Origin of the sequence: Pseudonocardia parietis (genome assembly GCF_017876315.1) — a bacterium.
Classification (GTDB): Bacteria; Actinomycetota; Actinomycetes; order Mycobacteriales; family Pseudonocardiaceae; genus Pseudonocardia; species Pseudonocardia parietis.
Genome location: NZ_JAGINU010000002.1, coordinates 160,063 through 183,774, shown reverse-complemented (window position 1 = coordinate 183,774; position 23,712 = coordinate 160,063). Strand labels below are relative to the sequence as shown.

General features: G+C 70.4%; 20 protein-coding genes. 16 read left to right on the top strand and 4 right to left on the bottom strand.

What is annotated here, in order from left to right; all coding sequences use genetic code 11:
• Positions 1-977: 977 nt before the first annotated feature.
• Complete coding sequence (locus JOF36_RS41510; RefSeq protein ID WP_372447474.1) at positions 978-1,667, top strand: histone-like nucleoid-structuring protein Lsr2; 690 nt, start codon at positions 978-980, stop codon at positions 1,665-1,667.
• 874 nt (positions 1,668-2,541) lie between these two features.
• A complete protein-coding gene (locus JOF36_RS35180; protein ID WP_210036588.1) occupies positions 2,542-3,798 on the top strand; it encodes a hypothetical protein in 1,257 nt (418 codons plus the stop codon).
• Between the two features lie 439 nt (positions 3,799-4,237).
• Here the strand turns inward: JOF36_RS35180 and JOF36_RS35175 are convergent, their stop codons facing one another.
• A complete protein-coding gene (locus tag JOF36_RS35175) occupies positions 4,238-4,915 on the bottom strand; it encodes a hypothetical protein (RefSeq protein WP_210036587.1) in 678 nt (225 codons plus the stop codon).
• A gap of 271 nt (positions 4,916-5,186) precedes the next feature.
• Between JOF36_RS35175 and JOF36_RS35170 the strand changes: the two genes are divergently transcribed.
• Positions 5,187-5,339, top strand: a complete 153-nt coding sequence (locus JOF36_RS35170; protein WP_210036586.1) for a hypothetical protein — start codon at positions 5,187-5,189, stop codon at positions 5,337-5,339.
• Between the two features lie 176 nt (positions 5,340-5,515).
• Here JOF36_RS35170 and JOF36_RS35165 read toward each other — a convergent pair whose 3' ends face one another.
• Positions 5,516-6,262, bottom strand: coding sequence for a GntR family transcriptional regulator (locus JOF36_RS35165; RefSeq protein WP_210036585.1), 747 nt, complete (start codon positions 6,260-6,262; stop codon positions 5,516-5,518).
• Between the two features lie 123 nt (positions 6,263-6,385).
• On the bottom strand, positions 6,386-7,240 hold the full coding sequence (locus tag JOF36_RS35160) for a hypothetical protein (RefSeq protein ID WP_210036584.1): 855 nt from the start codon (positions 7,238-7,240) through the stop codon (positions 6,386-6,388).
• 291 nt (positions 7,241-7,531) lie between these two features.
• Here JOF36_RS35160 and JOF36_RS35155 point away from each other — a divergent pair, with 291 nt between their 5' ends.
• The 5 genes from JOF36_RS35155 (at position 7,532) to JOF36_RS35135 (ending at position 14,714) form a co-directional block, all read left to right on the top strand.
• On the top strand, positions 7,532-8,638 hold the full coding sequence (locus JOF36_RS35155) for a hypothetical protein (RefSeq protein WP_210036583.1): 1,107 nt from the start codon (positions 7,532-7,534) through the stop codon (positions 8,636-8,638).
• A gap of 62 nt (positions 8,639-8,700) precedes the next feature.
• A complete protein-coding gene (locus JOF36_RS35150) occupies positions 8,701-10,110 on the top strand; it encodes a MinD/ParA family ATP-binding protein (protein ID WP_245353134.1) in 1,410 nt (469 codons plus the stop codon).
• A complete protein-coding gene (locus JOF36_RS35145) occupies positions 10,107-11,201 on the top strand; it encodes a glycoside hydrolase family 16 protein (RefSeq protein ID WP_210036582.1) in 1,095 nt (364 codons plus the stop codon). Before JOF36_RS35150 ends, JOF36_RS35145 begins: the two co-directional genes overlap by 4 nt.
• A gap of 91 nt (positions 11,202-11,292) precedes the next feature.
• The gene (locus tag JOF36_RS40490) at positions 11,293-13,782 is read left to right on the top strand and encodes a transglycosylase family protein (RefSeq protein ID WP_281072828.1); all 2,490 of its coding nucleotides are present in this window, start codon (positions 11,293-11,295) and stop codon (positions 13,780-13,782) included.
• A 29-nt stretch (positions 13,783-13,811) separates the two neighbouring features.
• Positions 13,812-14,714 (top strand): trypsin-like serine peptidase, encoded by a 903-nt coding sequence (locus JOF36_RS35135; protein ID WP_210036581.1) that lies wholly within the window; start codon positions 13,812-13,814, stop codon positions 14,712-14,714.
• A 29-nt stretch (positions 14,715-14,743) separates the two neighbouring features.
• Here JOF36_RS35135 and JOF36_RS35130 read toward each other — a convergent pair whose 3' ends face one another.
• Positions 14,744-15,349: a hypothetical protein gene (locus JOF36_RS35130; RefSeq protein WP_210036580.1), complete on the bottom strand. Its 606-nt coding sequence runs from the start codon at positions 15,347-15,349 to the stop codon at positions 14,744-14,746.
• A 120-nt stretch (positions 15,350-15,469) separates the two neighbouring features.
• Between JOF36_RS35130 and JOF36_RS35125 the strand changes: the two genes are divergently transcribed.
• The 8 genes from JOF36_RS35125 to JOF36_RS35090 all read left to right on the top strand — a co-directional run bounded on the left by JOF36_RS35125 (position 15,470) and on the right by JOF36_RS35090 (position 23,705).
• Positions 15,470-15,925: a hypothetical protein gene (locus tag JOF36_RS35125; protein ID WP_210036579.1), complete on the top strand. Its 456-nt coding sequence runs from the start codon at positions 15,470-15,472 to the stop codon at positions 15,923-15,925.
• A gap of 33 nt (positions 15,926-15,958) precedes the next feature.
• The gene (locus tag JOF36_RS35120) at positions 15,959-16,267 is read left to right on the top strand and encodes a hypothetical protein (RefSeq protein WP_210036578.1); all 309 of its coding nucleotides are present in this window, start codon (positions 15,959-15,961) and stop codon (positions 16,265-16,267) included.
• A gap of 38 nt (positions 16,268-16,305) precedes the next feature.
• The gene (locus tag JOF36_RS35115; protein ID WP_210036577.1) at positions 16,306-17,682 is read left to right on the top strand and encodes a hypothetical protein; all 1,377 of its coding nucleotides are present in this window, start codon (positions 16,306-16,308) and stop codon (positions 17,680-17,682) included.
• A complete protein-coding gene (locus JOF36_RS35110) occupies positions 17,682-19,151 on the top strand; it encodes an SCO6880 family protein (protein ID WP_210036576.1) in 1,470 nt (489 codons plus the stop codon). The genes JOF36_RS35115 and JOF36_RS35110 overlap by 1 nt, the downstream gene beginning before the upstream one ends.
• Before the next feature lie 40 nt (positions 19,152-19,191).
• On the top strand, positions 19,192-20,664 hold the full coding sequence (locus JOF36_RS35105; protein WP_210036575.1) for an ATP-binding protein: 1,473 nt from the start codon (positions 19,192-19,194) through the stop codon (positions 20,662-20,664).
• Entirely contained in the window at positions 20,664-22,556 is a 1,893-nt protein-coding gene (locus tag JOF36_RS35100; protein ID WP_210036574.1) for a type IV secretory system conjugative DNA transfer family protein, read from the top strand. Before JOF36_RS35105 ends, JOF36_RS35100 begins: the two co-directional genes overlap by 1 nt.
• Complete coding sequence (locus JOF36_RS41205; protein WP_210036573.1) at positions 22,553-23,197, top strand: DUF4913 domain-containing protein; 645 nt, start codon at positions 22,553-22,555, stop codon at positions 23,195-23,197. The genes JOF36_RS35100 and JOF36_RS41205 overlap by 4 nt, the downstream gene beginning before the upstream one ends.
• Before the next feature lie 214 nt (positions 23,198-23,411).
• Positions 23,412-23,705: a hypothetical protein gene (locus JOF36_RS35090; RefSeq protein ID WP_210036572.1), complete on the top strand. Its 294-nt coding sequence runs from the start codon at positions 23,412-23,414 to the stop codon at positions 23,703-23,705.
• Positions 23,706-23,712: the final 7 nt, after the last annotated feature.

Below are 23,712 nucleotides of genomic sequence, written 5' to 3'. Positions count from 1 at the left end.
ACTGCCGGGCGAGCCCGGCCGCCGCACCGATCACCGTCCACGACGCCCCGACCGCCGCGCGGCGGCGATGGCCTCGGTGAGCAGCTTGCGCCGTGAGCGGTCCTCGTCGTGCCAGTGGAGCTTGCGCTGCCCTCTCAGCCGCAACGCGGCGACTGCCGCCCGTGCTTCCTCTTCGTCCTCACGTTCGATGAGCGCTGCCGCGAGCACATACGTTCCAGGGCCGTACCTGCGGTCAGGCTCCGACTCGTCGAGGTACGCGCACCAGCTCATCAGGGTGCAGCATCTTCCTGGTCGGCACCGACTCTCCCAGAGCGGGCACGCCGAGCCTGCACACCGCGACCTCTCTCCCACGTCTGGCGTGTGTTCACCTGAACGCTCCCCGGCTCCGACGGCGGGCGAACACTGCGCGAGCCTCAGCTCGGGCTTCGGCACTGGCGACCGGACGAGCGGGAACCTCAGGTGTGCTCGGTTCGCCGAGAGCTTCTGCGAGCTGAGCAGCTCGCCGGCGTCGCGCCACCGGATCGGCCGATGCAGAGTCTCGGCTGAGTTGGAGCCCGCCACAGCCACCGGCACACCGGGCGCGGCGGCGGTGGCCCAGGCCGGCCAGTAGCAGAAGCCCCCGGTCAGAGGTGGTGAGCAGCTGATCAGCGCAGCCGCGGGTAGAGCCGTTGCGCGAGGGTCTTCTCCTCCGCGCTTCTCCCGGACCCTGCACGCCGCGACCGGGGTGCGCCCGGATCAGGTGGCGCTCGCGGCCCGGTCAACGCTGTGTCCGGCAACGCGGTCAGATCTCACGTCCAGCGACCAGACACGCCGCTGGTCAGCGCGACCTACCCGGCCCTGCCCTGTCTGCACGTGGGTGGGGTCGGCTCGATGTCGCGCTTCCCGCGAATCCGCATCTGCGCCGTCGTTTCCTCCACAATTGTCGGGGTACTGCGGGCAGAGTGTGGGTGTCCGTCGCCATATGTGAGGGAGCGCCAATGTCCGATACGGTCATTACCGCTGGATTCGCCCTGTCCCGTTGCTTCCGCGCCGCCGTTCGCGCCGCGCAATCCGCCGAATCCACCGAGTGGGCAGCTCGTGAACATGAAGCTATGGACGCGCTGCGAGCGGCCGCTGTCTTTCTCGCCTACCACGCCGGAAGTCCAGTCGCTCGCGCTATCACCCGCACCTTCACCGAAGTCAGGGAGACCGATCGCGGCGACGGTCCGGACCGGGCGCAGTCGGTACTCTCGGTACCCTCCCCCACACCCGGCGAAAGAGACACAGTGGCGCAGATTCAGACCGTCCGCCTCACCGACGACCTCACTGGAGGCAAGGCCGACGAGACGATTCCCTTCACGTTCGACGGGAAGCAGCTCGAGATCGACCTCTCGACCGGCAACGCGACCGCGCTGCGGAAAGCGTTGGCGCCCTTCGTCGCCGCCGCCCGGAGCGTCTCGCCCGCCTCCGGCCCCCGTACGGGCCGCGTCGCCCGCAGGAGCATTGACAGCGGCCCGAGCGGCACGGCAGCGCGGCAGCACAATCAGACCGTGCGGGCGTGGGCTCGGCAGAACGGCTACACCGTGTCCGAGCGCGGTCGTATCCCCGCCGAGGTCATCTCTGCCTACCAGTCCGCGACCGACTCTTCTCCGCCACAGCCCGGTGCAGCAGTGCAGTTCAGCGGCTGACCGCACACCGATACTGGCAGGTAACTGGTCAGGCTGTAGCGGCTTGGCTTACTGGCCGGCAGGCAGCCAGGGCCGGCCCTCGGCGAGGATCGGCGAGGATGACGACGGCGAAGACGTTGCGGCGTGTTTAGCCGTGGTGGACAGGTAGCTGCGGATCGCGCAGAACTGCCGGCCCCGAAGAGAGGATGCGTAGGCAGCCGGATACTTTCTGCCGCAGCGTGATCATGCGGATGTCGCGTTCGGAGCCGTGGTTGTCCACGGGTACTCGCCAAGCGTGAGCTGCCTTGGGGCCCGCCACAACCACCGGCGCCCCGGTCGCGGCGGCGGTGTCCCCGGGCAGGCCAGGAGCAGAAGCCCCGGTCAGGGGTGAGCAGCTGATCAGCGCGCAGCCGCGGATAGAGCCGTTGCGCGCGGGTCTTCTCCTCCGCGCTTCTCCCGGCCCTGTGTTGAGCGAGTGCTTCGGTGGCCGGCTCGGTGCGGACGTTGACCTCGCAGCGTGGCCTCCAGCCGCCGGCGTGGGCATCGGTGGTGAACGCGCCGCGGCAGCGGCACGGTGCAGTGGCGCGGGCTGGTGCTCATTGACCGGTCACAGCTGCCCCACGTCCCTCGACGTCGTCGCGCTCCGGGAGAGGATGAGCACCAGCGTTGTCAGCGACGTCAGCGCTGGGCGCGGCGCTACCCCGCTGGCGCGCAGGCCGGGCGCTACAGTCCACCCTGGGCCATGCGGTGCCGGCCCGTGCCGTGCCGGGATCGACGTCCACGCCGTCGCCGGAATCGTTATCCACGGTCAAGGTCTGCTGATCGCACCGACTTGGTGAGGTATGCCCGGAACCCCGGCGGCCCGGCGTGGAGCGCGTCGCACGAGGAGGACGGCATGACCCGTGATCACCGACGCAAGAAGGACATCCGCGCGCACGCGGCGGCGACGGGGCGCAGCTTCCTCGACGCCGCCACGACCTACGCCCGCGGGACAGAGCCCGGGGACGGGGCGGTCTCGGCCCGACGGCTGCGTGACGAGCTGGCCCGCGGGCTGCACACGGCCGGTTGGCCGGTGGAGCTCGAACACCACCCTCTGGGCAATGCACTACGGATCTACGCCGGCCCGGCCACGGTCGACGTGGGCAGGACGGGCGCTGCGGGGTGGACCGGAGACGAACATCCCGACGACGGCGCGGTGTTCGACCTTCGTGCACCGTTGCGGGTCGTGGTGTGGGCTCCGCTCGTCGTCGACTACTGCGAGGACCTGGGGCGGGTCGTCGGCGTCGATGCCCACGAGATCGCCCCGACCGGGCGGTCGGTGACCGAGCTCGTCGCCGAGATCGACCAGGTCGTTGCCGCGGCCCGCCAGCGCGACCTTGCCGCTACCGCGAACGACACCGCATGCGGGATCTGCGGGGACCACTACCCCGCTGCTGGGCTGTTCGAACCGACCGAGAGCAGGGTCGCGGTCTGTCCGTGCTGCGCTTTCGACGGTGACCTCGTCGATCCTCACCCCGCCCAGCTGGCCTACAGCCTCACCCACGCCGGCGACCGCAGCCTCGCGCTGCCGGCGGGATGGGCTGGTCCACAGGCCCTGGTGTCCTGCCTGGCCGGCCCAGAGCTGCCCCACCAGCTCTGCGACGCCTGGCGGGCGTCCGGGATCGTCAGCCCGCCGGGCGCCGAATGGGGTGATCCGGGACGGACCTGGGTCTGGCTCCCTGCCCCAGCCCGCCGCCCGGCCGCGCTCACCCGGCTGGAGTGCGGAGCGGCCTTGAGCCACATCATCGCCGCCCTCGACCAGGCACACCCCGACCTGCGGGCCGTCATCCACGCTGCCGAGGCCGAACTCGATGTGGATCTGCTCGACGCCGAGGACATCGACCCGGAGTCGACACCGCAGGAGGTGACCGAGCGGATCTGGCCCGCCGTCGTCGCCTACACCGTCGCGCTGCTCACCCAGCACACCGAACGGGCCGGCCACCGCAGTCCCTGGCACGTGCTGGAGTCATTCGAGCTGCCCGATTGGGTTGAGGCCCTGGTCGGAGAGGACAGCGACAGCGGCCTCGATCACTACCACGTCGAGTCGGTCCTGCTACGTGGCATTCCCGCCCTGCGCGACATACTCGACCCTCGAGCAGCGCACGAGGACTGAGTCCAGTCGTTGCGCTCGTCGTGGTGGTGCGGTGGCTCGACGAACGCGGGGGTCGTTGTCGCGGGCCAGCGTGATCATCCGCTGGCGCACGCCTTCCTGCTGGAGGCTGCTGAGCCGGCCGTAGAGCTGCTGGAGCTCGGCGCTGTCGGGATCGCGGAGCATGATGATCGCGTTCTGGTACTGGCCGTCGATGGTGCGGCGGGTCCTCGTCGTAGAAGGGAGGCCGACGGGGCGAACAGCAGCTCGCGCGCGACCTCGATGTGACCGGGCATGACCCGGGCGGCGAGGGCGAGACCCGCGTCGGTGATCGTGACGAGCGTGGCGCGCTGGTCGTCGGGGCTGGTCAGACCGCTGCGGCTGCAGACGACTCCGTCCACCAGCTCGGTCATCGTCAGCGGGTCCCGGCAGGGGCGGGGGCCGGCGCGCTCGGCGTACCAGCTCAGCCAAGCATGGCGGGATCGAACTCCTCTCCGGTGGAGTACAGCAGGCCGTAGGCCAGGAGCACACCGTCACGGTCCAGCGCACCGCGCTGGAGCCACTGGTCAGCCACCGCCGGCCACCCGCCGTGCTCGTCGGCGAAGTCGCCGAACAACCCGGCCAGGGTCTCGGCGACCTCGGTGTAGCGGTCCGGGTTGGACACCCACCGCACCAGGACCGCGGCGATGTCGTCCGCGGCCGCGGCGTCGTAGCGGCGCACCTTGTCCCGGTTCGCCCACAGCTGCAGCTCCAACAGCCGGGAGGCCTCCCACGAGCCGGGGCGGCCCGCAACGAGCTGCCGCCGGGTCACCTCGAAGCTGTCCGGGGCCGTAAGCCCTCCGCGCCCTTCACGAAGCCGACCGAACGCGACCTGCACGGCGACCGCTGTCGAGTAGGCAGCCTGCCGCCCGGCCGCGGTCCACGCTCGACGCAGCTCGGCGACGTCCTCCTCAGCCGGGGGCACCACCGGACGCAGCGGCCCGCACTGCTCAGCGAGATCATCCGGCGCCAGGTAGCGCTGCGCCATGTAGTCGCTGGCGTCCTGGTAGACCAGCGGCCCGTCCAACCCCACGTCGCGGGTGAGCATCCAACCGCGGTGCTCGACGTCCACGACGCGGGAGGCCAGCTGCTGGTCGGTCATGGCGGGCAGTGTGCCATCCCGCACCGACAGGTCCGCGATCGCGGAGGACGGCTACCAGCTCTGATCAGGCTCGTAGTGGTGGGACTTGCCAGCTCACCTGAAACGAACATGTGTGCGGTTCTAGTGGGGTGCCGAATGAGTCTCCGGCCCAGCGGCGGGCGTCCCGGCTGCGGGAGAACAAGCAGCGTTGTCACGAGGCCGCCGCGGTGCTGCGGCACCGGGTCAACCATGGCCTGTATGCCGGGATGCGTGGTCCTGCGGAGGGTATGCGATGGCCGCACTGCTTGAGGCGGCCGGGTTCGAACTCGACCAGCTGCCTGGGTTGACCGCCCGTGCTGCGCTGGCGAGCGTCGACGAGCTGCTCGACGATGCCCCAACCAAGCCCGGGGCCGTGGCGCCGATCACGTCTGGCGACGGCTTCTGAGGCGTGCGCAGCGACGCTTCCCGGGGTGGACCTGGGGCCCCGCGACGCCGCTTCGAGACAGGCGGCCACGGCGCGGTCGAGGTGCCAGTCTCGCCAATCGAGCTACGCGTCGCGCGTCCGGCGGCAGGACTCAGGCCCGAGCAAACTACTCGTAGGGCGTCGGGTTGCGGCTGCTCTCATTGGGCGGCCAGCTCATAGGCGAGGGTGAAGCGGTCCCCGAGCATCGTGATGTCGTTGACCTCGACGACGCGCTCTGAGGTGAACGCTCTGCGGGTCAGCCGGAACACCGCGGTGCCGGTGGCGACGCCGAAGGCCTCGGCCTCCTCGACATCGGCCTGCCCGATCCGGACGGTCTCCTCGAAGTGGTCGAGCTTGTGTCCGGCTTCCTCGAGGCGGGCGTAAATCCCGCCGGGGCCGGATTCTTGCTCGTGCATCTCGGGGGTCGTGATCGCGGCGAGGAGGTAGCTGGTGGCCAGCTGCACCACTTCGTATCCGGCGGACATGATGCGGTCGCGGACCAGCAGTTCCTCGCCGGGGTCGACGTCGAGCTGCTCGGCGAGCGCCTCGGTGGCTGGCTCGGTGCGGACGGTGACCTCCGAGCGTGGCGTCCAGCCGCCGGTGTGGGCATCGGTGGTGAACGCGCCGCGGGCGGCAGCGCGCTCGGCGCGGCTGAGCCGGTTGCGGGCTGAGCGCAGCATCGGCCGCTGCGCTCGGACGTAGACTCCGGACCCGCGCTTGAGTTCAACGAGGCCCTCGGCGCGCAGGACCTCGACCGCGTTGCGCACGGTCATCGGCGCCACGTGGTAGCGCTCGATCAGTTCGGCCCGGCTGGGCAGGGCGATACCCGGCGGGTAGTCGCCGGCCTGGATCGACGCTCGTAGCTCGGCAGCGATCTCACGGGTCCGGTTCTGCCGTCTCGCCATAACCCCAACCGTACCCGGCTAGCCAACTTGCGCGTGGCTCACACTCCGAGGCTGTGTGCCTCGATTTCAGCTGGTCCGGGCGCTGGTCGCGGCACGATGTCTCGTTGCCGCTACCGCCTCGGTTCAGTCGGCGTGTTCGCGCTGTGGCTCAACGAACGTGGGGTCGTTGTCACGGGCCAGTGTGATCATCAGCTGGCGCACGCCTTCCTGCTGGAGGGGGCTGAGTCGGCCGTAGAGCTGTTGGAGCTCGGCGCTGTCGGGGTCGCGCAGCATGATGATGGCGTTCTGGTATTGCCCGTCGATCTCCGGCGGGTCTTCGTCGTAGAAGAAGCTGAGGCCGACGCCGAAGAACTTCCCGATCCATTGCAGGTATGACGCCTGCGGCCGCTCCCCGCGCTCGCCGGAGGCCAGTTTCTGGATGTAGACGTTGGTGATCTTGCCGCCGTTGGCGTTGATCCACCGCGCCACGTCGGTGGCCGGGTACGGGCGCCCGTCAGCCTGCACGACGGTGGTGAACAGGTAGTACACGCGCTGGGGGATCGTCCCCCGGCGGTAGCTGCTCAGTCGCTGCTGGATGAGCCGGTTCTGTTCGGCCCCGTCGATCTCCGGCGGCACCGGGTCGAGGAAGTAGGACGTGGGGACACGAAAGAACGCGGCGATCTTGGCGGCTTCGTCGGAGTCGGGCCGCAGGTCTTTGACGGGCTTCCCCTTCCGGAGCGCGTTGATGCGCTCCCGGGAGGTCCCTCCGCCGGTGGCGTTGACCCAGCGGACCGCATAGGAGACCGAGTACTCCTGACCATTGGCCTGCAGTACCGCGGCGAAGAGGTTGTTCAGCCGGTCGACGAACGCCTCGTCGACCACAGCGGGTCCGTCTCCGGAATTCGCCGTGCTTTCTGCTGCCGGTCGGCTGGACGCAACTCTCTTCGCCGATTCACTGCGCGCACCGTTCGCCGCCTGCGTGCTGTGTTCATCGGCCATGGCGCTGCGTTCCTTCGTTCGGCTACTCCCGTCAGCAGCAAGCTCCCGGGCTACGCGGGGCGAGCGGGACGAAGCCTACTCGCCAGTCACCCTCCGCACCGACATCAGCCGCACGCCCGGACCGGGCTCCGCCAAGGCCCAACATCTGCGTCGTCACAGTTGATACTCAACGTATATTTAGATAATGACGATGTAGTACAGTTCGCTCGCTGACAGCTGTCTTCACGCTTGCCTCCGTGCTGTGGGAGGTGAGCTCGCAGCGGGGCGGCTGACGTGCGGAGGTGAGACTTGGTGGTGATCGGCCGGCGTACGCGTGCGGCGCCTCCGACGCTGCCCCCGTGGTGGGGCGCGGACGAGGCACCCGCTCAGTCCCGGGGTCGTCGCCCCGCCTCATCAAGCCATTCGTCGGCCACGGTCAGTGACGATGCCGCAGCGTCGGGCAGTGCGGGGCTCGTTGACGAGGTCGCGTACGGCGCCAGCGCCGAGCGACCGGGTTCGCACTCCGACTACGAGCACGAGTTCCACGACCCCGGCCAGGGACTCGACTACGACGACCGGGACTTCCCCGACGACCCCCATGGCTCGGTCAACGGCACGCCGGTCAAATACCGGGAGAGCCCGACACAGCCCACCCTCGCGCCGGAGGACTACTCCGAGCTGACGGTCACGTTTCCCGCGCCGCAGCCCGCGCAAGACCGGGCCTCCGAGATCCCGCAGAGTCCGCTGCCGTCCGGGCGCTGGGTCACCCAGGACCGCGCGGACCAGGACCTCTACCTCCCGTCCGGACGAGCGAGCGACGACGCCCGCGCCACGCGCACCACGGTCGACCGACCGGTCGAGGCGCTGCGCCCGGTCGGTGTCGATGAGGCTCGCCAGCTCGCGGAGTGCTTCGCGTTGGACTACCTGTCCTGCGACGAAGACGACCCGGATCGTCGCCAGCTCGCCCTCGAGCCCTACCTCGCGCGGCGCTCGGACGCTCTGTTGGGTTGGCCCGGCGACAAGCCGGGCAAGGGTCGGTGGCGAGCCGTGCACGCCCGCGCCGGTGAGGTCCTGCCCTACAGCCACGGCATCACCATCGACGTGAAGGTGCTCGTCGAAGTGTTCGAGCGGACCGCCGTTCCGGACCCGGCGGCCGCGGCCGACGCCGACGACCACGCTTCGGCCGGTGAGAGCCATGGCGCGGAAACCGGCTCCGCCGCCGAGGGCACGGCCGGGCCCTCGCCTCCCCGAGCGGAGCTTCCGCTGGGCGCGCGGTGGTCGTCGGTTCCCGCGGCGAGTGCCCCGGGGTGGCGGCAGGTGATGAGCATCTGGCAGCGGCTGGGCATCCCGGTCCGCCGCCACGACCTCGGTCACCTGGTCGTCGAGCTGTTCGCCCTGCCTCCCACCGACAGCGGCTGACCGCCGCGCTTACGGCACTCATCTCGTCTCCTGCCCTCTCTCGTTCACGACTGGGACTCCTCATGAGCAACGCATCCGCCCCCGAACCCTCCTCGACCGTCCCGTCGCCGTCGCTGCAGCGCGGCTGGGACGCCCCGGCCGTCAGCGATGCCACCGCGCACAGCCCCGAGGCCACCGCCAGCGCGCCGACTCCGATCGACGGTCGTCGTGCGCGGCTGCGGCCCGCTCCGCTCCCCTGGGCGCAAGGCGAGGAACGCGATGACGCCGGCGGTGACGACGGCCCCGCTCGGGCAGCGACCGGAGAGCACAGCGGCTCGCCGACCCCGGATCGTCGGGCTCCTACGCCCCCCGGCGCCGCCCCGGCACAGGGCAGTCGCGAGGCCGCCCCGCCGGTCGGCGCCCCGGCGGCCGAGCTTCCCCGCCCTGCTGCCCCGTCACCGACGAATCCCCCGGGGGCTTACGCCCCGGACCAGCCAGGGGCCTACCGACCGCCGTGGGAGGCCGATGATGATGACCTGCTGAGCGGCGCCGTTCGACAGCGCAAGGCCCGCCCGACCGAGGGGTGGCGCGGGTTCTGCTATGCCGTCACGAACGGGCGCATCAACCCCGGCCTGTCGCAGGCAGAGGTGCGGCTGCGGAAGCAGCTGGAGCGGATTCAGACTCGGCTGCACGGCGCGCACAGCACCGCTGTCATCAGCCTCAAGGGCGGAGTCGGAAAGACGACGGTGACCTCGACACTGGGCCTGGCGCTGGCCGAGTATCGCGGGGACCGCGTCATCGCCATTGACGCCAACCCCGATGCGGGCACCCTCGGGGATCGCCTGGTCGGGGAGAAGCTCGCCGCGCAGAGCACCGTCCGCGACCTGCTCGACAATCTCGACAACATCCGTTCCTCGACCGACCTGGCCCGCTACACCCACCTCACCCGGCGGCTGCAGGTCCTGACCAGCGAGCAGGACCCTGAGCTGTCGGAGGCCTTCTCGGCTACCGATTACGAGGCGGTACTCAAGCTTCTGTCTCGCTATTTCGAGGCGATCATCACCGACTCGGGTACCGGGCTGATGCACTCGGCGCTGCAAGCCACTCTCACCCACGCCGACTCGCTGGTCATCGTCGGTGCTCCGACGCACGACGGCGCATCGCGGGCCCGCAAGACGATGCACTGGCTGGCCACCCACGGCCACGAAGCTCTGCTCGAGCACGTGATCGTGGTGCTCTCCCGTGATCGCCACTCGTCGCAAATCGACGAGTCGGTGATCCGTAGCTACTTCGACGCCCGCTGCCGCGCAGTGATCGAGCTTCCGCAAGATCCGCACCTGCAGGCCGGCAGCCAGATCGACTTCGATGCGCTGGCCCCGGCGACCCGCGACGCTGCTCTCGAACTGGCCGCCACCGTCGCGGACAACTTCAACCACCCCCGCCACGGAGGGTTGGCCACGCACGGGTTCCGCACCGAGACGAGCCGGGAGTGAGACAGAAGCTGGCCGGCGTGGCGCTCGCGCTGACCACTTCACTGACCGGGAGCGTCTTGGCCGCCCCGGCAGACGGCGTGGACTGCGAGTGGCGGATCACTGCTTCTCACGTGCTCGCCGAGTTGGAAGGCGACAGCTCCAAGCGCGCCAAGCGCATCCGTGAGGCTCTGATCAGCGAGGGTGCCGACGAGCCTGCCTTCGTCCCGGATTCCTGCCACGAGACCGGCTCCGGTGGGAGCGGAGGCGACGACCAGGACGACGCTGGTTCCGGCGGCGGCTCTGGGTCCGGTAGCGGGTCCGGCGGGGGTTCGGGGTCGGGTTCTGGCGGTGGTTCGAGCTCTGGCTCCGACGATCAGGGGACGACCGCGGCGGAGGCGTTCGACTGGGGCGAGCCGGACGTGGTCGACGACTTCGAGGACCTCGACGGCTGGAACTTCTATGACGGTCCCGGGCACGCCGGCAACGGGGTCCGTAGCCCGGATGCCGCGTCGGTCTCCGACGGGATCCTCACGATCGAGGGCACCGGAGACGGCACCACCGGAGGCATGGCGTGGTCGAGCCATTCCCAGCAGTACGGCCGCTGGGAGGGTCGGGTGAAGGCCCCGAAGGGCTCCGCTGCCTACAACTCGTTGCTGCTGCTGTGGCCCACCGCGGAGAACTTCCCCGTCGGCGGGGAGATCGACTTCATGGAGATCATGAGCCAGGACCGCAACGAGGTGAACATCTTCCTGCACTACGGCGCCGACAACTCTCAGGTCCAAGGGCAAGTCGAAGTCGACGCCACTGAATGGCACAACTGGGCGGTCGAATGGACCCCGGACGGTGTCACGGCGTTCCTCGACGGCGAGGAGTGGTGGAAAACCGAAGACACCTCGATCCTGCCACCCGGGCCGATGCACCTGTGCATCCAGCTCGACTGGTTCCCCGAGGGCAACAACGACGGCCTGCCCGGAGAGATGCACGTCGACTGGGTCAAACAGTACTCCGTCGGCGAGGGCGAGGGCTCGTCGACCGATTCCGAAGGCAGTGAGGGATCCACGGATTCCGAATCGAGCACATCACTGACCGAAGAACAGAACAGCAAGGGCTGATCGATGGCCGCACTCCGCTGACGCGCTCGGCGCGTATCCCGAGTTCCGATTTCCGGTGAGCACCCCCGATCACATTCACGGAGTCCGTGACATGCGTCAACCGCGCAACCGCTACGGAGTGATCCCACTCCAGACCGAGCCCTCATCCACCACCCCCCGCCCGAGGCGGACCCCGGTCGCCATCCTCACAGCGACCGCGCTGCTCGGGATGGCGTTCGTGGCCGGCCCGCTGTCGACCGAGATCGGCCTGACCGCCGATGGCTGCAACGCGGGAAAGACGGTGCGCCAGCTCGCGGCCGCCCGCGAAACCCGTACTCAAACCCGCGCGTTGCTGACCGACCTGGCCGTGAGCACCGACCCACGCGCGCAGGGATTGGCCCGCGAGATCGCCGGGTTGGGGTTCACCCCGGCTACACAGCCGCCCGGGTGGCGGCAGAAGGCCGTCGACGTCTCCGACCAACTCAACGGCACCAGCGACCCGCAGCTGCACAAGATCGCGGTGGTGCTCGCCAAGGAAGGGCTCGGGCCGACCCCGGCAGACCTGTTGCCCAAGGAGCCGCCCCCGTCCGGCGACGAGGGCGGCCCGTTGGAAGGCATCGGTCAGTCCCTCGGAGGCGCCGCAGACAACGCGCTCGGCGCGGTCGAATCCGCCGGCGAGGCCGCCGAGCAGGCGATCGCGCCGGCTCCGGCCGCGAGCAGCTCGGGCACCGACAGCGGTCCCGCCGCAGTGAACCCGCAACGTCAAGCGGAACCCCCATTGCCACAGACCACCTGTACCGATCAGGCCGAGGCCACCGCTGCCCCGGCCGCTGTGAACGCGCCCGCCGCTCCGGCGGCTCCGGCGGCTCCGGCGGCTCCGGCGGCTCCGGCGCAGGATCCTCCAGATGACGGGGGTGAGGCTGAGTCCTCCAGCGGCAGTGAGCCCTCCGGCGAGGACTCGAGTGAGAGCGAGAACTCGGGCGGGAGTGAGGACTCCCCCAGCCCTGACGGCGAGGACTCCAGCTCCGGTAGCCAGGACTCCAGCCGGTCGGGTAGCGGGGACTCCCCCGAAGATTCGAGCCGGGACACCGGTAGCGGCTCCGGGTCGGAGGCGCCGGAGGAGGCAGCCGGTGCGGATGACGAGGGTGAGGACCCCTCGCGCGATGCCAGCTCGCCCGCTGACGACGCTGAGGCGGGTAGCCCCGACGAGGCCGACTCCGACGCGGGTAGCTCGGGTTCCGATGGGGCCGGCTCCGAAAGCCGCGACACCGGGAGCAGCGATTCGGGCTCGGACAGCGAGTCCAACTCGACCTCGTCGTCGAGTTCTTCCGACTCGTCGAGCGGGAGCGGTTCGCCGGAGGACTTGGAGAAGGCACGCGCCGCGATCGACCTGGTCGGGGAGCTCATGCAGACCCTCGGAGCCAGCCAGGACACCGAGGCCGGCAGCGTGCGGGACTCGGTGCTGCAGGTGGTCGACCACGACCAGCTCGAGAAGCTCGGCGCTGACCCGGCCGATCTGGACAAGCTCGACGACCTCGGGAACCTCGATGACGCGGGCTCGGCGGACAGCTCATCGGGCTCGTCGGACACCAGCAGCTCTGACACCGGGTCCTCCGATTCCGGCGGTTCCGACTCGACCAGCCGTGAGTCCGGTAGCAGGGACTCGGACACCACGGACGGCACAGACCCCGCTGGTACCGGCTCGTCGGAGCCCGGGGCGGACCAGTCCGACACCAGCACGTCCATCAGCCGCGACTCGGGCTCCGCCGCGTCGCAGGACGATTCCTCGGACGGTAAGGGATGGGAACCCGCCGTCGAGAAGCTCACTGAGCAGGCCGAGGCGGCGGCCGACATCGACCCGACTGCCGAGAGCGTGCTGGAGAAGCTCGAAGCGATCGACCTCGACGCCGGTGAAGGCTCCTCTACCGATAGCAGCTCCGACAGCACCCGGTCGGAGCCCGGCTCATCCTCGGACGAGTCGGACACGACCGACGAGCGTCCCGCCGACGATGAGAGTTCGGAGCCCGACCAGGGCGCTGCGCCGGACGACCGCTCCGATCCGGACAGCGGCGCCGACAGCGGTCGTGACGACGGTTCGCAGGACGGCGAATCCGGTGAGAGCAGCGAGTCCGGCGCGGAGGAGCCGGCGGACGGTGAGCAGTCGTCCGGCGGAGAGGACGACGGTTCGGGCGCCAAGCCAGACGAGGAGGGCACCGGCGGCGAAGCCGGGCAGTCCCCGGGTGCCCCGCAGGAGGGCGGTCCGGAGCCGGCGGAGGCGCCCGACGGCGGGGGTGAGCAGCCGCGCGATCCTGAGGGGGCGCAGGCGACCCCGGCCGCTGCGGGCGGTGAGACCGGGGGGACCGACACCGCGACGTGGGACAAGCTCGCGGAGTGCGAAGCGAGCGGTGACTGGTCGACGAACAGCGGCAACGGGTACGAGGGGGGCCTGCAGTTCGCGCCGTCGACCTGGGAGGCCTTCGGCGGGCAGGGCTCGGCGTCCGAGGCGAGCAAGGAAGAGCAGATTGCCGTCGCCGAGAAGGTACAGGCCGAACAGGGCTGGAATGCCTGGCCGTCCTGTTCCGCGCAGCTGGGCCTGCGGTAGAGCCGACGAACCTGATGAAGATCCGCAGCATGAGCACGCTGCCAGTGGCCGCGGTGGTAGCCGTGGCCCTGGCGTGCGTGCTCCCGGTCGCCGACTCCCCGCCTGGGGCGCGGGTGACGGGGCTCGGGGCGGCCGCGGCATGGCGGGCGGTGGCCGCCCCGGGCCCGCCCGGTGACGGTCCAGGTGGCGGGCCTCCGGTGCGTGGGCAGGCTGGCCCGATCGTCGGCGGGCTCTCGGCCTCGTCGGTCGGTGTCCTGGTCGTCGACGGTGGCCGCCACCAGTGCTCGGCCGCCGTGGTCGCGTCTCAGTCCCGGCGGCTGCTGGCCACCGCGGCACACTGTGTGTGGCTCGACGGTGCCTGGCGGCTCGATGGCGCGCATTTCATTCCGGGATGGGCTGGCGGGGAAGAGCCGTACGGGCACTGGGCGGTCGACACCGCCTACCTGCCCCCGGCCTGGCAGCAGGCCAACTCCCCGATCGAGGACGTCGCTGCCGACACCGATTTCGCGTTCGTGTCCCTGCTGCCGCGCGAGGGTCGGCTGCCCGAGCAGGTCCTCGGCGCCCAGGGAATCCGCTGGTCGGTCGGCGAGCAGGCCGAGGTTGCCGCGCTCGGCTATCCCGCGCTGGGCAGCTACGACGGCCAGTCGCTGCGCGGCTGTATCGGGGCTGCCGCGGTGGAGGACTTCGCCCGCGAACCCGGCCAGCCTGCAGGACAGGTGCTCGCGATGGAGTGCGACATGACCGAGGGCGCCTCCGGCGGCCCGTGGCTGACCGGCCCGGACGCGGCCGATGGGCGTGGTCAGGTCATCGGGGTGGTCTCCGGCGGCGACGACACGTCGTTGGTCTCGCCGCTGTTCGGGGACGCGGCCCGCACCATCTACGACGCCGCGGACTCCGCCTCCATGACGGGCTCCGGCCGCGCCGGCGGGTGAGTCTGCCGGTCGTCGGTGGCCAGGCCGGCTCAGTACAGCCGGTCGCTCACGCGCCACAGACCGTCCGGCTCGAGGGTGACCGCCAGGGTCGCCGCCGCCCGCTCCGCGGGGATGTTCAGCCCGTCGGACTGCTCGCATCCTGTCCGGACCGTCCCTATCACCTGGACATAGACCTGTTGTTCGGTTCGGGGCGCCTCCGGGGGGATCACCGCGTCGACGTCGCTGACCGCGGTGCTGCACCGGTCGGCGACCAGCTGCTCCCACCCCGCCCCGGTCGCGGTGTTCTGCGCGGTGGCGGTGTTCTCCTGCGCTGCGGCGCCGGTCAGCACCGGTGCGACCCGATCGGTCCAGGTGACCGGGCGCGGGTCGGTGAAGCTCACGGTTCGAGAGGCCTCCAGCCAGCGGCGCGCGGTCATCAGCGGGTCGCCGTCGGGAACTGCCTGGGGCCCTGCGGTCGGTGGGACGCTTGCCGTGCCCTCATCGTGCGGTCGGGAACCGGCCTGCTGGCCGGGGACACAGGCCGCGTACATGCCGCCGATGAGCAGGCCGGCCGCGACGCCTATCCCCGCCCATCGCGCGACCTTGCGCAGCCGCCCCTGCGGCGCGTCGTCCGGGCCGGACTCAATCAGAGACACGTCGGAACCCCCACAAGATACGTATCTTCTTGCCACTCAAGAAGATACGAAGTGTAGTCTATCGATGGCCTAAAAATTGTCAGTCTGAGGACGGTGACAGACGTGCTCGAACCTCCGATCGTGGCGGGTGTCCTGGGTGGAGTCGGCACAACTCTGCTAGCCGAAGCGCTCCATGGTCACGACCATGGGATCTACCGCGCCAAGCACCCGGTCCACGTGCTGGTGTGTCGTTCGACGTCGAACTCGTTGCACTCAGCTCAGCGCGCGCTCCAGCACACTCCCGCCGCAGCCCCGCCGCCGGTCCTCGCGATCGTTGACGACGTCCCGGGCGCCTCGTGGGGGCCGAACACGCAGAACAAGGTGCACATCACCGAGCCGTACGTGAGCTCGATCGTCCGGATCCCGTTGGTCGCCGATTGGCGCGATGTCGAGTCCCCCCACACCCGCGCCGCGACTGTACTCACCGAGGCGGAGCAGGACTTGCCCAAGGGAGTGCGCACCTTCGCCAAGGCCCTGCGGGAGCTGGTCGGAGAAGTCATCAAGCAGAACACCGGCCACCGATCTCGCACCGCCTGACCAGCGACACCCTCACCTCCGGAGCGCACCGACGTGTCTCAACTCCTCAGCGTCCTCAACACCTATCACCTGCCACAGAACATGCCACCCCTTATCCCGAACCCGCCCCCAGGCCAGCTCCCCGGGGAACTCGGACAGGACGCCACGACCCTCATCGCCGCACTTAAAGGCGGCCTACTCGTTGTTGCGGTCGCGTTCGGCCTCATCGGCTCCGGCCTGATCATGGCAGGCTCGAAGAACCGCAGCGGCTACGCAGTCAGCGGCATCGAGAAGATTGGAATGGTACTGCTCGGTGTCGCAGCAATGGGATCTCTTCCGTCCATTATCGAGCTGGTCGTTTAACTTCCCCTTCGCCTGATTGACGAGGATCGCGCACACACATGTTCGTAATCGAGCCCTTGGCGGATGCCTTCGGGGACGCCGCGGGCGAGCTTCTGGGCATGTTGATGACCTGGTGGCTAGTGGTGCCGTCTCCGCTGGAGCAGGTCACACAGGTACGCGGAGTGAGCGATTTCGTCGGCCCCATCGCTGTGCTGATCCTGATGGTGTCCATGCTGACGCAGATCGGCCGCATGATGATCTCGGGGCGCCGTGAACCACTGATCGAGGTCGGTCTCGGCCTGTTGAAATTCGCCGTCGTGAACGCCACCGCCCTACTCGTTCTGAACCTGGCTCTCAACGCAGCAGATGCGCTGTCGCGGGAACTGGTAGAAGGCGTACTCCCGCAGTTTAGCGAGAAGGTTAACAGGACATTCGAGCACGCGGCGATTGTCCCTACCCTGAAATTCGTTGTCGCGTTTGCAGTGGTGGGCCTCGGCCTGATCCAATGGCTCCTACTGCTGTTCCGGCAGGCCGCGATCCTGGTCCTTGTCGCGCTGCTTCCCTTGGCCGCCTCGGGAGTGCTGACCAACGCCACCCGCCGGTGGCTGCCGACGATGGTGGCCTGGTTGATCGGGCTGGTGATCTACAAACCGCTGGCCGCGCTGATCTATGCGATCGGGTTGGGGCTGGTCGCTGAGGGCGAAGACTTCGTCGCCGTGCTGACCGGGATCGTGGTCCTGCTGATCGCCGTGATCGCTCTGCCCGCCGCGATGAAGTTCTTCAGCTGGGCTCAGGTAGGTGTCGGCGGCGGCGGTTCGGCCGGGGGCGTGATCGCAGGTGCCGCCACCGGCGCAGTGTCCATGGGAGCGCTCGGGTCCTCGCGGCGGCAAGAGATGACCGGCCCCGGCAGCGCTCCGGGATGGGCCCAGGGCGCCGCTGCGCCTACGGCCGGGGGCACCCAGAAGGCGCTGCCCCCCGGCGGTTCTGGAGGCGGGGGCGGGCAGGCCGGTGGCGGTGCTCCCGGTGACGGAGGTGGATCGGCTGGTCGCACGGCTCCCCCGTGGGCATGGACCGGGTCGTCGGACTCCTCGAAGCAGGGCGGCGATCCGGGTGGCGGTGGCGCAGGGGGCGGTGGCACTGCGAGGGGCGGATCCTCCGGAGCCGCGGCCGCGCGAGGAGCCACTCCCACGGGAGGCGCTGCAGCGGGCAAGGCCGCCGGCGGCGCCGCCGGCGCCGGCGCCGCCGGGGGCGCCGCAGCAGGTGGTGCGGCCGCAGCAGCCGGCCCGGCCGGTGCGGCCGCCGCGGCGGCCGGGACCGCAGCCCAGAAGGGCCGCGCTGCCGCCGACAACTTCGCCGCACCGCCGCAAGACCTCGGCGACGCACCACCGAGCAAGGGACCAGACGGCGCCGGCCCGGCCGGACAGGGAGGCAACTGATGACGGCGCCCCGCACGTACGGCAACTGGCGCCCGCCTCGCGGGTTCGGTATCGGTCACCTCGGCACCGGCCAGACCCTGACCGTCTTCGGCGCGGTCGCGGTCCCCGTCGCGGTGCTGAACTTCTCGGGCCGGGCGGGAGTCGTCGCCCTGGCCCTTGGCGCCCTCGTGATCGGCGCCGTGGTCCTCAAAATCGGTGGTAGCTCACTTTCGGATGTGGTTATGCGACGTCTGCGTTTCGCCCGCAGCAAGGCGGCCGGTTGGACCGAACTGACCGGGGGGATGGTCACCGACCACCACCGTCGCCACGACCTTCCCGGGCCGATGAGCCCGATCGTGCCGCTGTCGACCGACGACGGGCGCGGCGGCAAGCAAGGGCTGCTGTGGGACCGCCGCACCGGGTGGCTGACCGCGGTGCTGCGGGTCTCCCCAGTCGGGCTGGACCTGGCCGACCAGGGCCAGGCCGATGCCTGGGTCGCGAACTGGGGCGCGTTCCTGGCCGACCTGGGATATCAGCCGATGATCCGCCACGTCGCGGTCACCATCGACACGTCCCCGACCGGGGGGACCACGCTGCGCGACTACGTCAACGACCGCATCGACCCGCGGGCTCCGGCTTCGGCACAAGCGGTCATGGCCGAACTCGCCGCGACTGCGCCGTCCTCGTCCGCCGAGGTCGACTGCCGGGTGTCGGTGACGTTCGATCCGGCTCTGGCGACTCCCCGCCCACCGGATCTGGCCGCCGGTGTCGCCGAGGTGACCCGCTGGCTGCCCGGCCTGGAGTCGCACCTGTCCATGGCGGGCGTCGCGGTCCGCCGCCGCGCGACCGCCGGATGGTTGACCGGGCGTCTGCGGGTCGCCTACGACCCCGCCAGTCGCTCGGACCTGACCGGCTACGACGAGCACAGCGCCGATGAGCTGCTGCGCTGGGCTGAGGCGGGCCCGATCAGCGCTCGCGAGACGTGGGAGCACTGGCAGCACGACTCAGGTCTGTCGGTGTCGTGGGCGATGGTCGAGGCACCTCGCCAGGCCGTGATGGACCGCGTGCTGGTGCCGCTGCTGGCCTCGGGGCCGTTCGCGCGGCGAGTCACCCTGCTCTACGAGCCGTTCTCGGCCGGGGGCGCCGCCGACGAGGTCGAGCGCGAGATCACCAATTCCCAGGTCCGGCGCATGTGGGTGCACAAGACCAAACGCGACGAGACCCAGCGTGACCGTGACGATCTCGCGCGTGCCGTGCAGAGCGCCCGGGAGGAGGCCGAGGGCGCCGGCGTCGGCCGGTTCACCCTGTATGTCACCACCACCGTCTTCGACGCCGAACAGTTGCCTGCCGCGACCGCGGACGTCGAACAGCGCGCCGGTCAGGCCAAGCTGCGGCTGCGGCGCCTGCGCGGCGCACAGAGCACCGGTTTCGCAGCATCCCTCGGTTTCGGTGTCAACCCGGGCGAGCTGGCCCGCCGCCCCCGGCGCTGACCCACCCCACCACTTCGTTCACCTCGACCAGGAGCCCCTTGTGACGACGACTTCCCTGCCACCGCAGCAGCTCGACCCCGGTGCGCCCTACCGCGGGCGCCCGGTACCGCGGGCTCTGGGGTGGGCGCTACCCGGTGCCGGGCGGGCGGCGAACGCCGAGTCCGGGGTGATGTGGCAGAGCACCACCACGCAGATGTGCGGGCTGTTCCCGTTCGCGGTCAGCTCGGGCGCCGCACCGCCCGGGGTGCCCATCGGGCACCACATGCACACCGCCGAGCCCGTGGGGCTGGACCCGGCGGAGTGGCTGCGTCAGGGACTGGTGTCCAACACCGGTATGTGGATCCAGGGCCAGCCCGGCATCGGCAAGTCCACAATCGTGAAACGCCTGATGACCGGCCTGGTCGCGTTCGGATTCACCGCCGTCGTGCCCGGTGATGTCAAGGGCGAGTACACCCGGCTGGTCGAGCACCTCGACGGGCGCGTGTGGCGGATCGGGCGGGGCCTGCATTCGCTCAACCCGCTCGACGCCGGCCCGCTGCGCGCCGCTCTCGCCCAGACCAGCGGCGACGAGCACGCCCGGCTGTCCGAGACCATCCGTGCCCGCCGACTGTCGCTGCTCGAAGCGCTCGTGGTCATCGTGCGCCGCGCCGAGATCAACGTGACCGAACGGCGGCTGCTCGGTGCCGCGCTCGACCTGTGCGTCGATGCCACCGCCGACGGCGACGAGCCGATCATCCCCGACGTCGTGCGGGTCCTGGTCAACCCGCCCACACTGCTGCTCGACATCGCTGCCTGCGATACGCGGCTGGCTTTCCGGCGTGACGCCCGGGACCTGGTCAACACCTTGGAGCTGCTCTGCGCCGGCGCGATCCGGGGATTGTTCGACCGCCGGTCCTCGATCTCCGCCGACCTCGACACCCCCGCGCTGTCGCTGGACATCTCCGCCCTCGACGACGACGAGGACGAAGTCGTGGCCGCCGCGATGCTCTCGTCCTGGGCGTGGGCGGCCGCAGTCATCGACGGTTCCGCAGCGACGGGCCGGCACCGCAACATCTTCCGCATCCAGGACGAGCTCTGGCGCGCACTGCGCGTCGCCCCAGGGCTGGTCGAGCGCTCCGACCGGGTCACCCGCCTGGGCCGCCACCGCGGCGAGATCTCCGCGCAGGTCACCCACTCCCTCGATGACCTCGAGGCGCTGCCCACCGAGGCCGACCGTGCGAAAGCGCGCGGCATGGCCCAACGCAACGGCGTCATGGTGCTCGGCGGCATGGCCGACAAGGAGCTCACCGCGATCAACGAGATCAGCCCGTTGACCGCCTCCGAGGCCGCGATGGTGCGGGCCTGGGCCGCGCCCCCGACCTGGATGACCGGCAGCACCCACCCGGGCCGCGGCCGGTACCTGATCAAGTCCGGTGAACGGATGGGGCTGCCCGTTGCCCTGTCGCTGATGCCCAGCGAACGCGACCTCTACAACACCGACACCGCCTGGCAGCACGGCACCGGGCAGCCCTGATGAGCACGCCCGCAGCGCCGATCCCGTGGCAGCAGCTGGCCATTCCGCTGGTCGGGCTCGGGGTCCTCGGCGCGGGTTTCTCGGCGATGGCGTGCTGCTGGACCGCGGCCGCTGCCTCAGCCCAGACCGCCCCGGGTTTCGGTGGGCCAACTCTGCAGGCGATGGTCTCCGCAGCCGGGGCGGGCAGTCTCGACCCCCTGATCGGGCCCGACGGCTCGCGCCCGGCGTTCTGGGCCGTCCTCGCCGGCGTGCTGGTCCCCCTGCTCGGGCTCATCGTCGCCGCCGGTCTCTGGGCCGGCTCTCGGAGCAACACGCGAGGTGAACCTCGCTCGGCGATGGCCGGTCGACGCGACACCCGCGACATGCGCGGTCGCGCCGCGCAGAAGCGAGCAGTACAGCTGCGCCCGTCCCTGGCCGGGCAGGACCGCCTCGAAAGCCGGGACCTGGGTCTGTGCCTGGGCCGCCGGCTCGGCGGTGTCGGCGAGTCGCGTCTGCTGTATGCCTCCGAGGAAGACGTCATGCTCGAGATCGCTGGTCCGCGGTCGAACAAGACCTCCGCGCAGGTCGTGCCCGCGATCCTGTCGGCGCCTGGCCCGGTCATCGCGACCAGCAACAAGGTCGACGTCTACACCTTGACGATCGGGCTGCGCGCCGAGCTGGGCCGCACCTTCGTCGCTGACCCGCAAGGCATCGCCGGGGTGGAGCAGAGCTGGTGGTGGAACCCGCTCGCCGGTATCAAGGACCTGGCCGACGCCGGGTATCTGGTCGCCCACTTCTCCCGCACCATCGGTGCTGGCAACTCCAACGACGCCAACCCCTTCTTTACAAGAGGCGCTGAACGCCTGCTCACCCAGCTCGTCCTGGCCGCCTCGTGCAGCTCCGACAAGAGCCTGCGCGACGTCCGCCGATGGTTGGCCACCCAAGCCAGCGAGCCGGTCACCCTGCTGGAAGAGGGCGGGTTCAAGGAGATCTCCGACGGCCTGCAGGGCCTGTTGGAGGCCCCCGCCGAGACCCGCGGCGGCCTGTTCGAGACGGCCCTGACAGCCCTCGGGTCGCTGGAGTCGGAGGCCGTCGCCCGGCTGATCACCCCACCGTCAACGTGGCGGCATCCGCCTCGCGTCCCGGTGGAGGAGTTCGACCCGTGGGGGTTCCTGGTCGGCTACCAGACCGACAGCGCCGGTCATCCGGTCCCCCGCGACACCCTTTACCTGCTCACCCGCGAAGGCGCCGGCAGCGGCGCCCCGGTCGTCGCCGCCCTGGTCGATCACCTGCTGCGCATCGCGGCCCAGGCCGCGACCGCCCAGGGCGGCCGGCTCGATCCGCCGCTGCGCCCGGTGCTCGACGAGGCCGCCAACGTCTGCCCGATCGCGAACCTGCCGGACCTGTACTCCTACTTCGGGTCGATGAGCATCCAGGTCCTGACGTTCCTGCAGTCCTACCAACAGGGCGTCGCGGTCTGGGGCAAGTCCGGGATGGACAAGATGTGGTCTGCGGCCACGATCAAGCTGGTGGGCGCCGGGGTGCAGGATCCCGAGTTCGCCCGCTGGGTCAGCGACCTGATCGGGCCCTTGGAGGTGCCGACCTACTCTCACCAGTACGGCCGCGGCGGCGGCTCCACCTCGACCTCGATGCGGGACAAGCCGGTGATGACCATCGCCGACGTCGGTTCCCTGGACAAGCGCCATGCCATCCTGCTCTCCGCTGGGCGCCGCCCGGTGCTGCTGGAGCTGATGCCGTGGTACCGCGAGAACGACGCCGAGAAGATCAGCGCACACGCCGCCGAGGCCACCGCGCAGGTCCGTCAGTCGGCGGTGGCTGCGCTCGGCGCCGGTAACCCGCTCGCTCAGCGCCTGACCGCCAGCGAGCGCTCCCCCCGCGGTACGGCCCCGTGACCTCCCCGGAGTCCGGCGACGAGAGCGCAGCCGGAGACTGGGGCACGGTGCTCACCGAGCTCATCCAGCTACGCGCCGACCGGGCGAACCTCACCGCCCGGATCCGGGAGCTCGACGATCGAGTCGAGGACATCGCCGGTGCGCTCGATGCGATCGAGGACGCCGCAGCGGCCCCTCCCAGCACCTCGGTTCCCGACGACGACACCGAACCCGACGACACCGCCGCCGCGTCCACGGCGGCACCGGAGCCGGCCGTCGAGCCGGACGCCGGTCTGGACATGCGAGAGCTCGTCCCGTGGGTACGCGACCACATCGCGCAGCTGCTCGAACGCCGACTCCCGCAGAACCAAGGTGCGCTGCGCTGGTGTCGGAGCTGGTGGCTGCACCCGGAAGCGATCGCGCGCTTCGATGCGCTGCGCCGCTCCTGGACCGAAGCGATCTCAGCGGGTGAGGGCAACGCCCTGGTCACCTACTACGACTACCTCGACCGCCAGCTCGCGGTGCTCATGGACGAGCACGGCCCGTTCAGCGCCTGCCAGGGCGGACAACACGGCACCGAGCGCTTCGTGACCAAGCTCGGGCAGCACGACCCGCCGCCGGAGTACTTCTTCGCCCTCGACGATCAGCTCGACCACCTATAGCCAGCCCGATTCCGGGCGGCTCAGACCTCGTGTCGCCGGATGCGCCAGCGTGAGCAGGGAGGACAATCAGTGCCCGGACCGAGCCGTCGCCGCTCCACGAACCAGGAGCAGCTCCCGCTGGAAGCCCTGTTCGGCGGACCCGACCCCGCCGAACCACCTACTCCCGTGGCTCTTGCTCCGGACCAGGCGCCGTCGACCGATCAGGAGGAGACCGATGAACCGCTACGGACGCCAGGCAATGCAGCACTGGCAGACGCACCTGCCGAACCGGTACGCCAAGATCGAGAACCCTCAGCAGCACTTCACGAGCCTGGGCAACCAGGTGCAGGACGAGATCGAGAACCTGGCAGCGAACCAGGCAGCACAGGAGGGCCCGGCCGGGACCTACCTGGACCAGGTGGGCCGGCTCAACCGGATCCAGGCCCAGGCCGAGGAGCAGATCCTCGCCGAGCGAGTTCTGCTGTCCCCGGAGGCGGACGACCCGACTCCGGCCGACCTGCCCCGGTAGAACCCCC

What these genes read in the sequence shown, in the direction of transcription:
- JOF36_RS41510 (WP_372447474.1), top strand. Translation starts at nt 978, where the DNA reads ATGTCCGATACGGTCATTACCGCTGGATTCGCCCTGTCCCGTTGCTTC.
- JOF36_RS35180 (WP_210036588.1), top strand. Translation starts at nt 2,542, where the DNA reads ATGACCCGTGATCACCGACGCAAGAAGGACATCCGCGCGCACGCGGCG.
- JOF36_RS35175 (WP_210036587.1), bottom strand. Translation starts at nt 4,915, where the DNA reads ATGACCGACCAGCAGCTGGCCTCCCGCGTCGTGGACGTCGAGCACCGC.
- JOF36_RS35170 (WP_210036586.1), top strand. Translation starts at nt 5,187, where the DNA reads ATGGCCGCACTGCTTGAGGCGGCCGGGTTCGAACTCGACCAGCTGCCT.
- JOF36_RS35165 (WP_210036585.1), bottom strand. Translation starts at nt 6,262, where the DNA reads ATGGCGAGACGGCAGAACCGGACCCGTGAGATCGCTGCCGAGCTACGA.
- JOF36_RS35160 (WP_210036584.1), bottom strand. Translation starts at nt 7,240, where the DNA reads ATGGCCGATGAACACAGCACGCAGGCGGCGAACGGTGCGCGCAGTGAA.
- JOF36_RS35150 (WP_245353134.1), top strand. Translation starts at nt 8,701, where the DNA reads ATGAGCAACGCATCCGCCCCCGAACCCTCCTCGACCGTCCCGTCGCCG.
- JOF36_RS40490 (WP_281072828.1), top strand. Translation starts at nt 11,293, where the DNA reads ATGCGTCAACCGCGCAACCGCTACGGAGTGATCCCACTCCAGACCGAG.
- JOF36_RS35135 (WP_210036581.1), top strand. Translation starts at nt 13,812, where the DNA reads ATGAGCACGCTGCCAGTGGCCGCGGTGGTAGCCGTGGCCCTGGCGTGC.
- JOF36_RS35115 (WP_210036577.1), top strand. Translation starts at nt 16,306, where the DNA reads ATGTTCGTAATCGAGCCCTTGGCGGATGCCTTCGGGGACGCCGCGGGC.
- JOF36_RS35110 (WP_210036576.1), top strand. Translation starts at nt 17,682, where the DNA reads ATGACGGCGCCCCGCACGTACGGCAACTGGCGCCCGCCTCGCGGGTTC.
- JOF36_RS35100 (WP_210036574.1), top strand. Translation starts at nt 20,664, where the DNA reads ATGAGCACGCCCGCAGCGCCGATCCCGTGGCAGCAGCTGGCCATTCCG.
- JOF36_RS35090 (WP_210036572.1), top strand. Translation starts at nt 23,412, where the DNA reads ATGAACCGCTACGGACGCCAGGCAATGCAGCACTGGCAGACGCACCTG.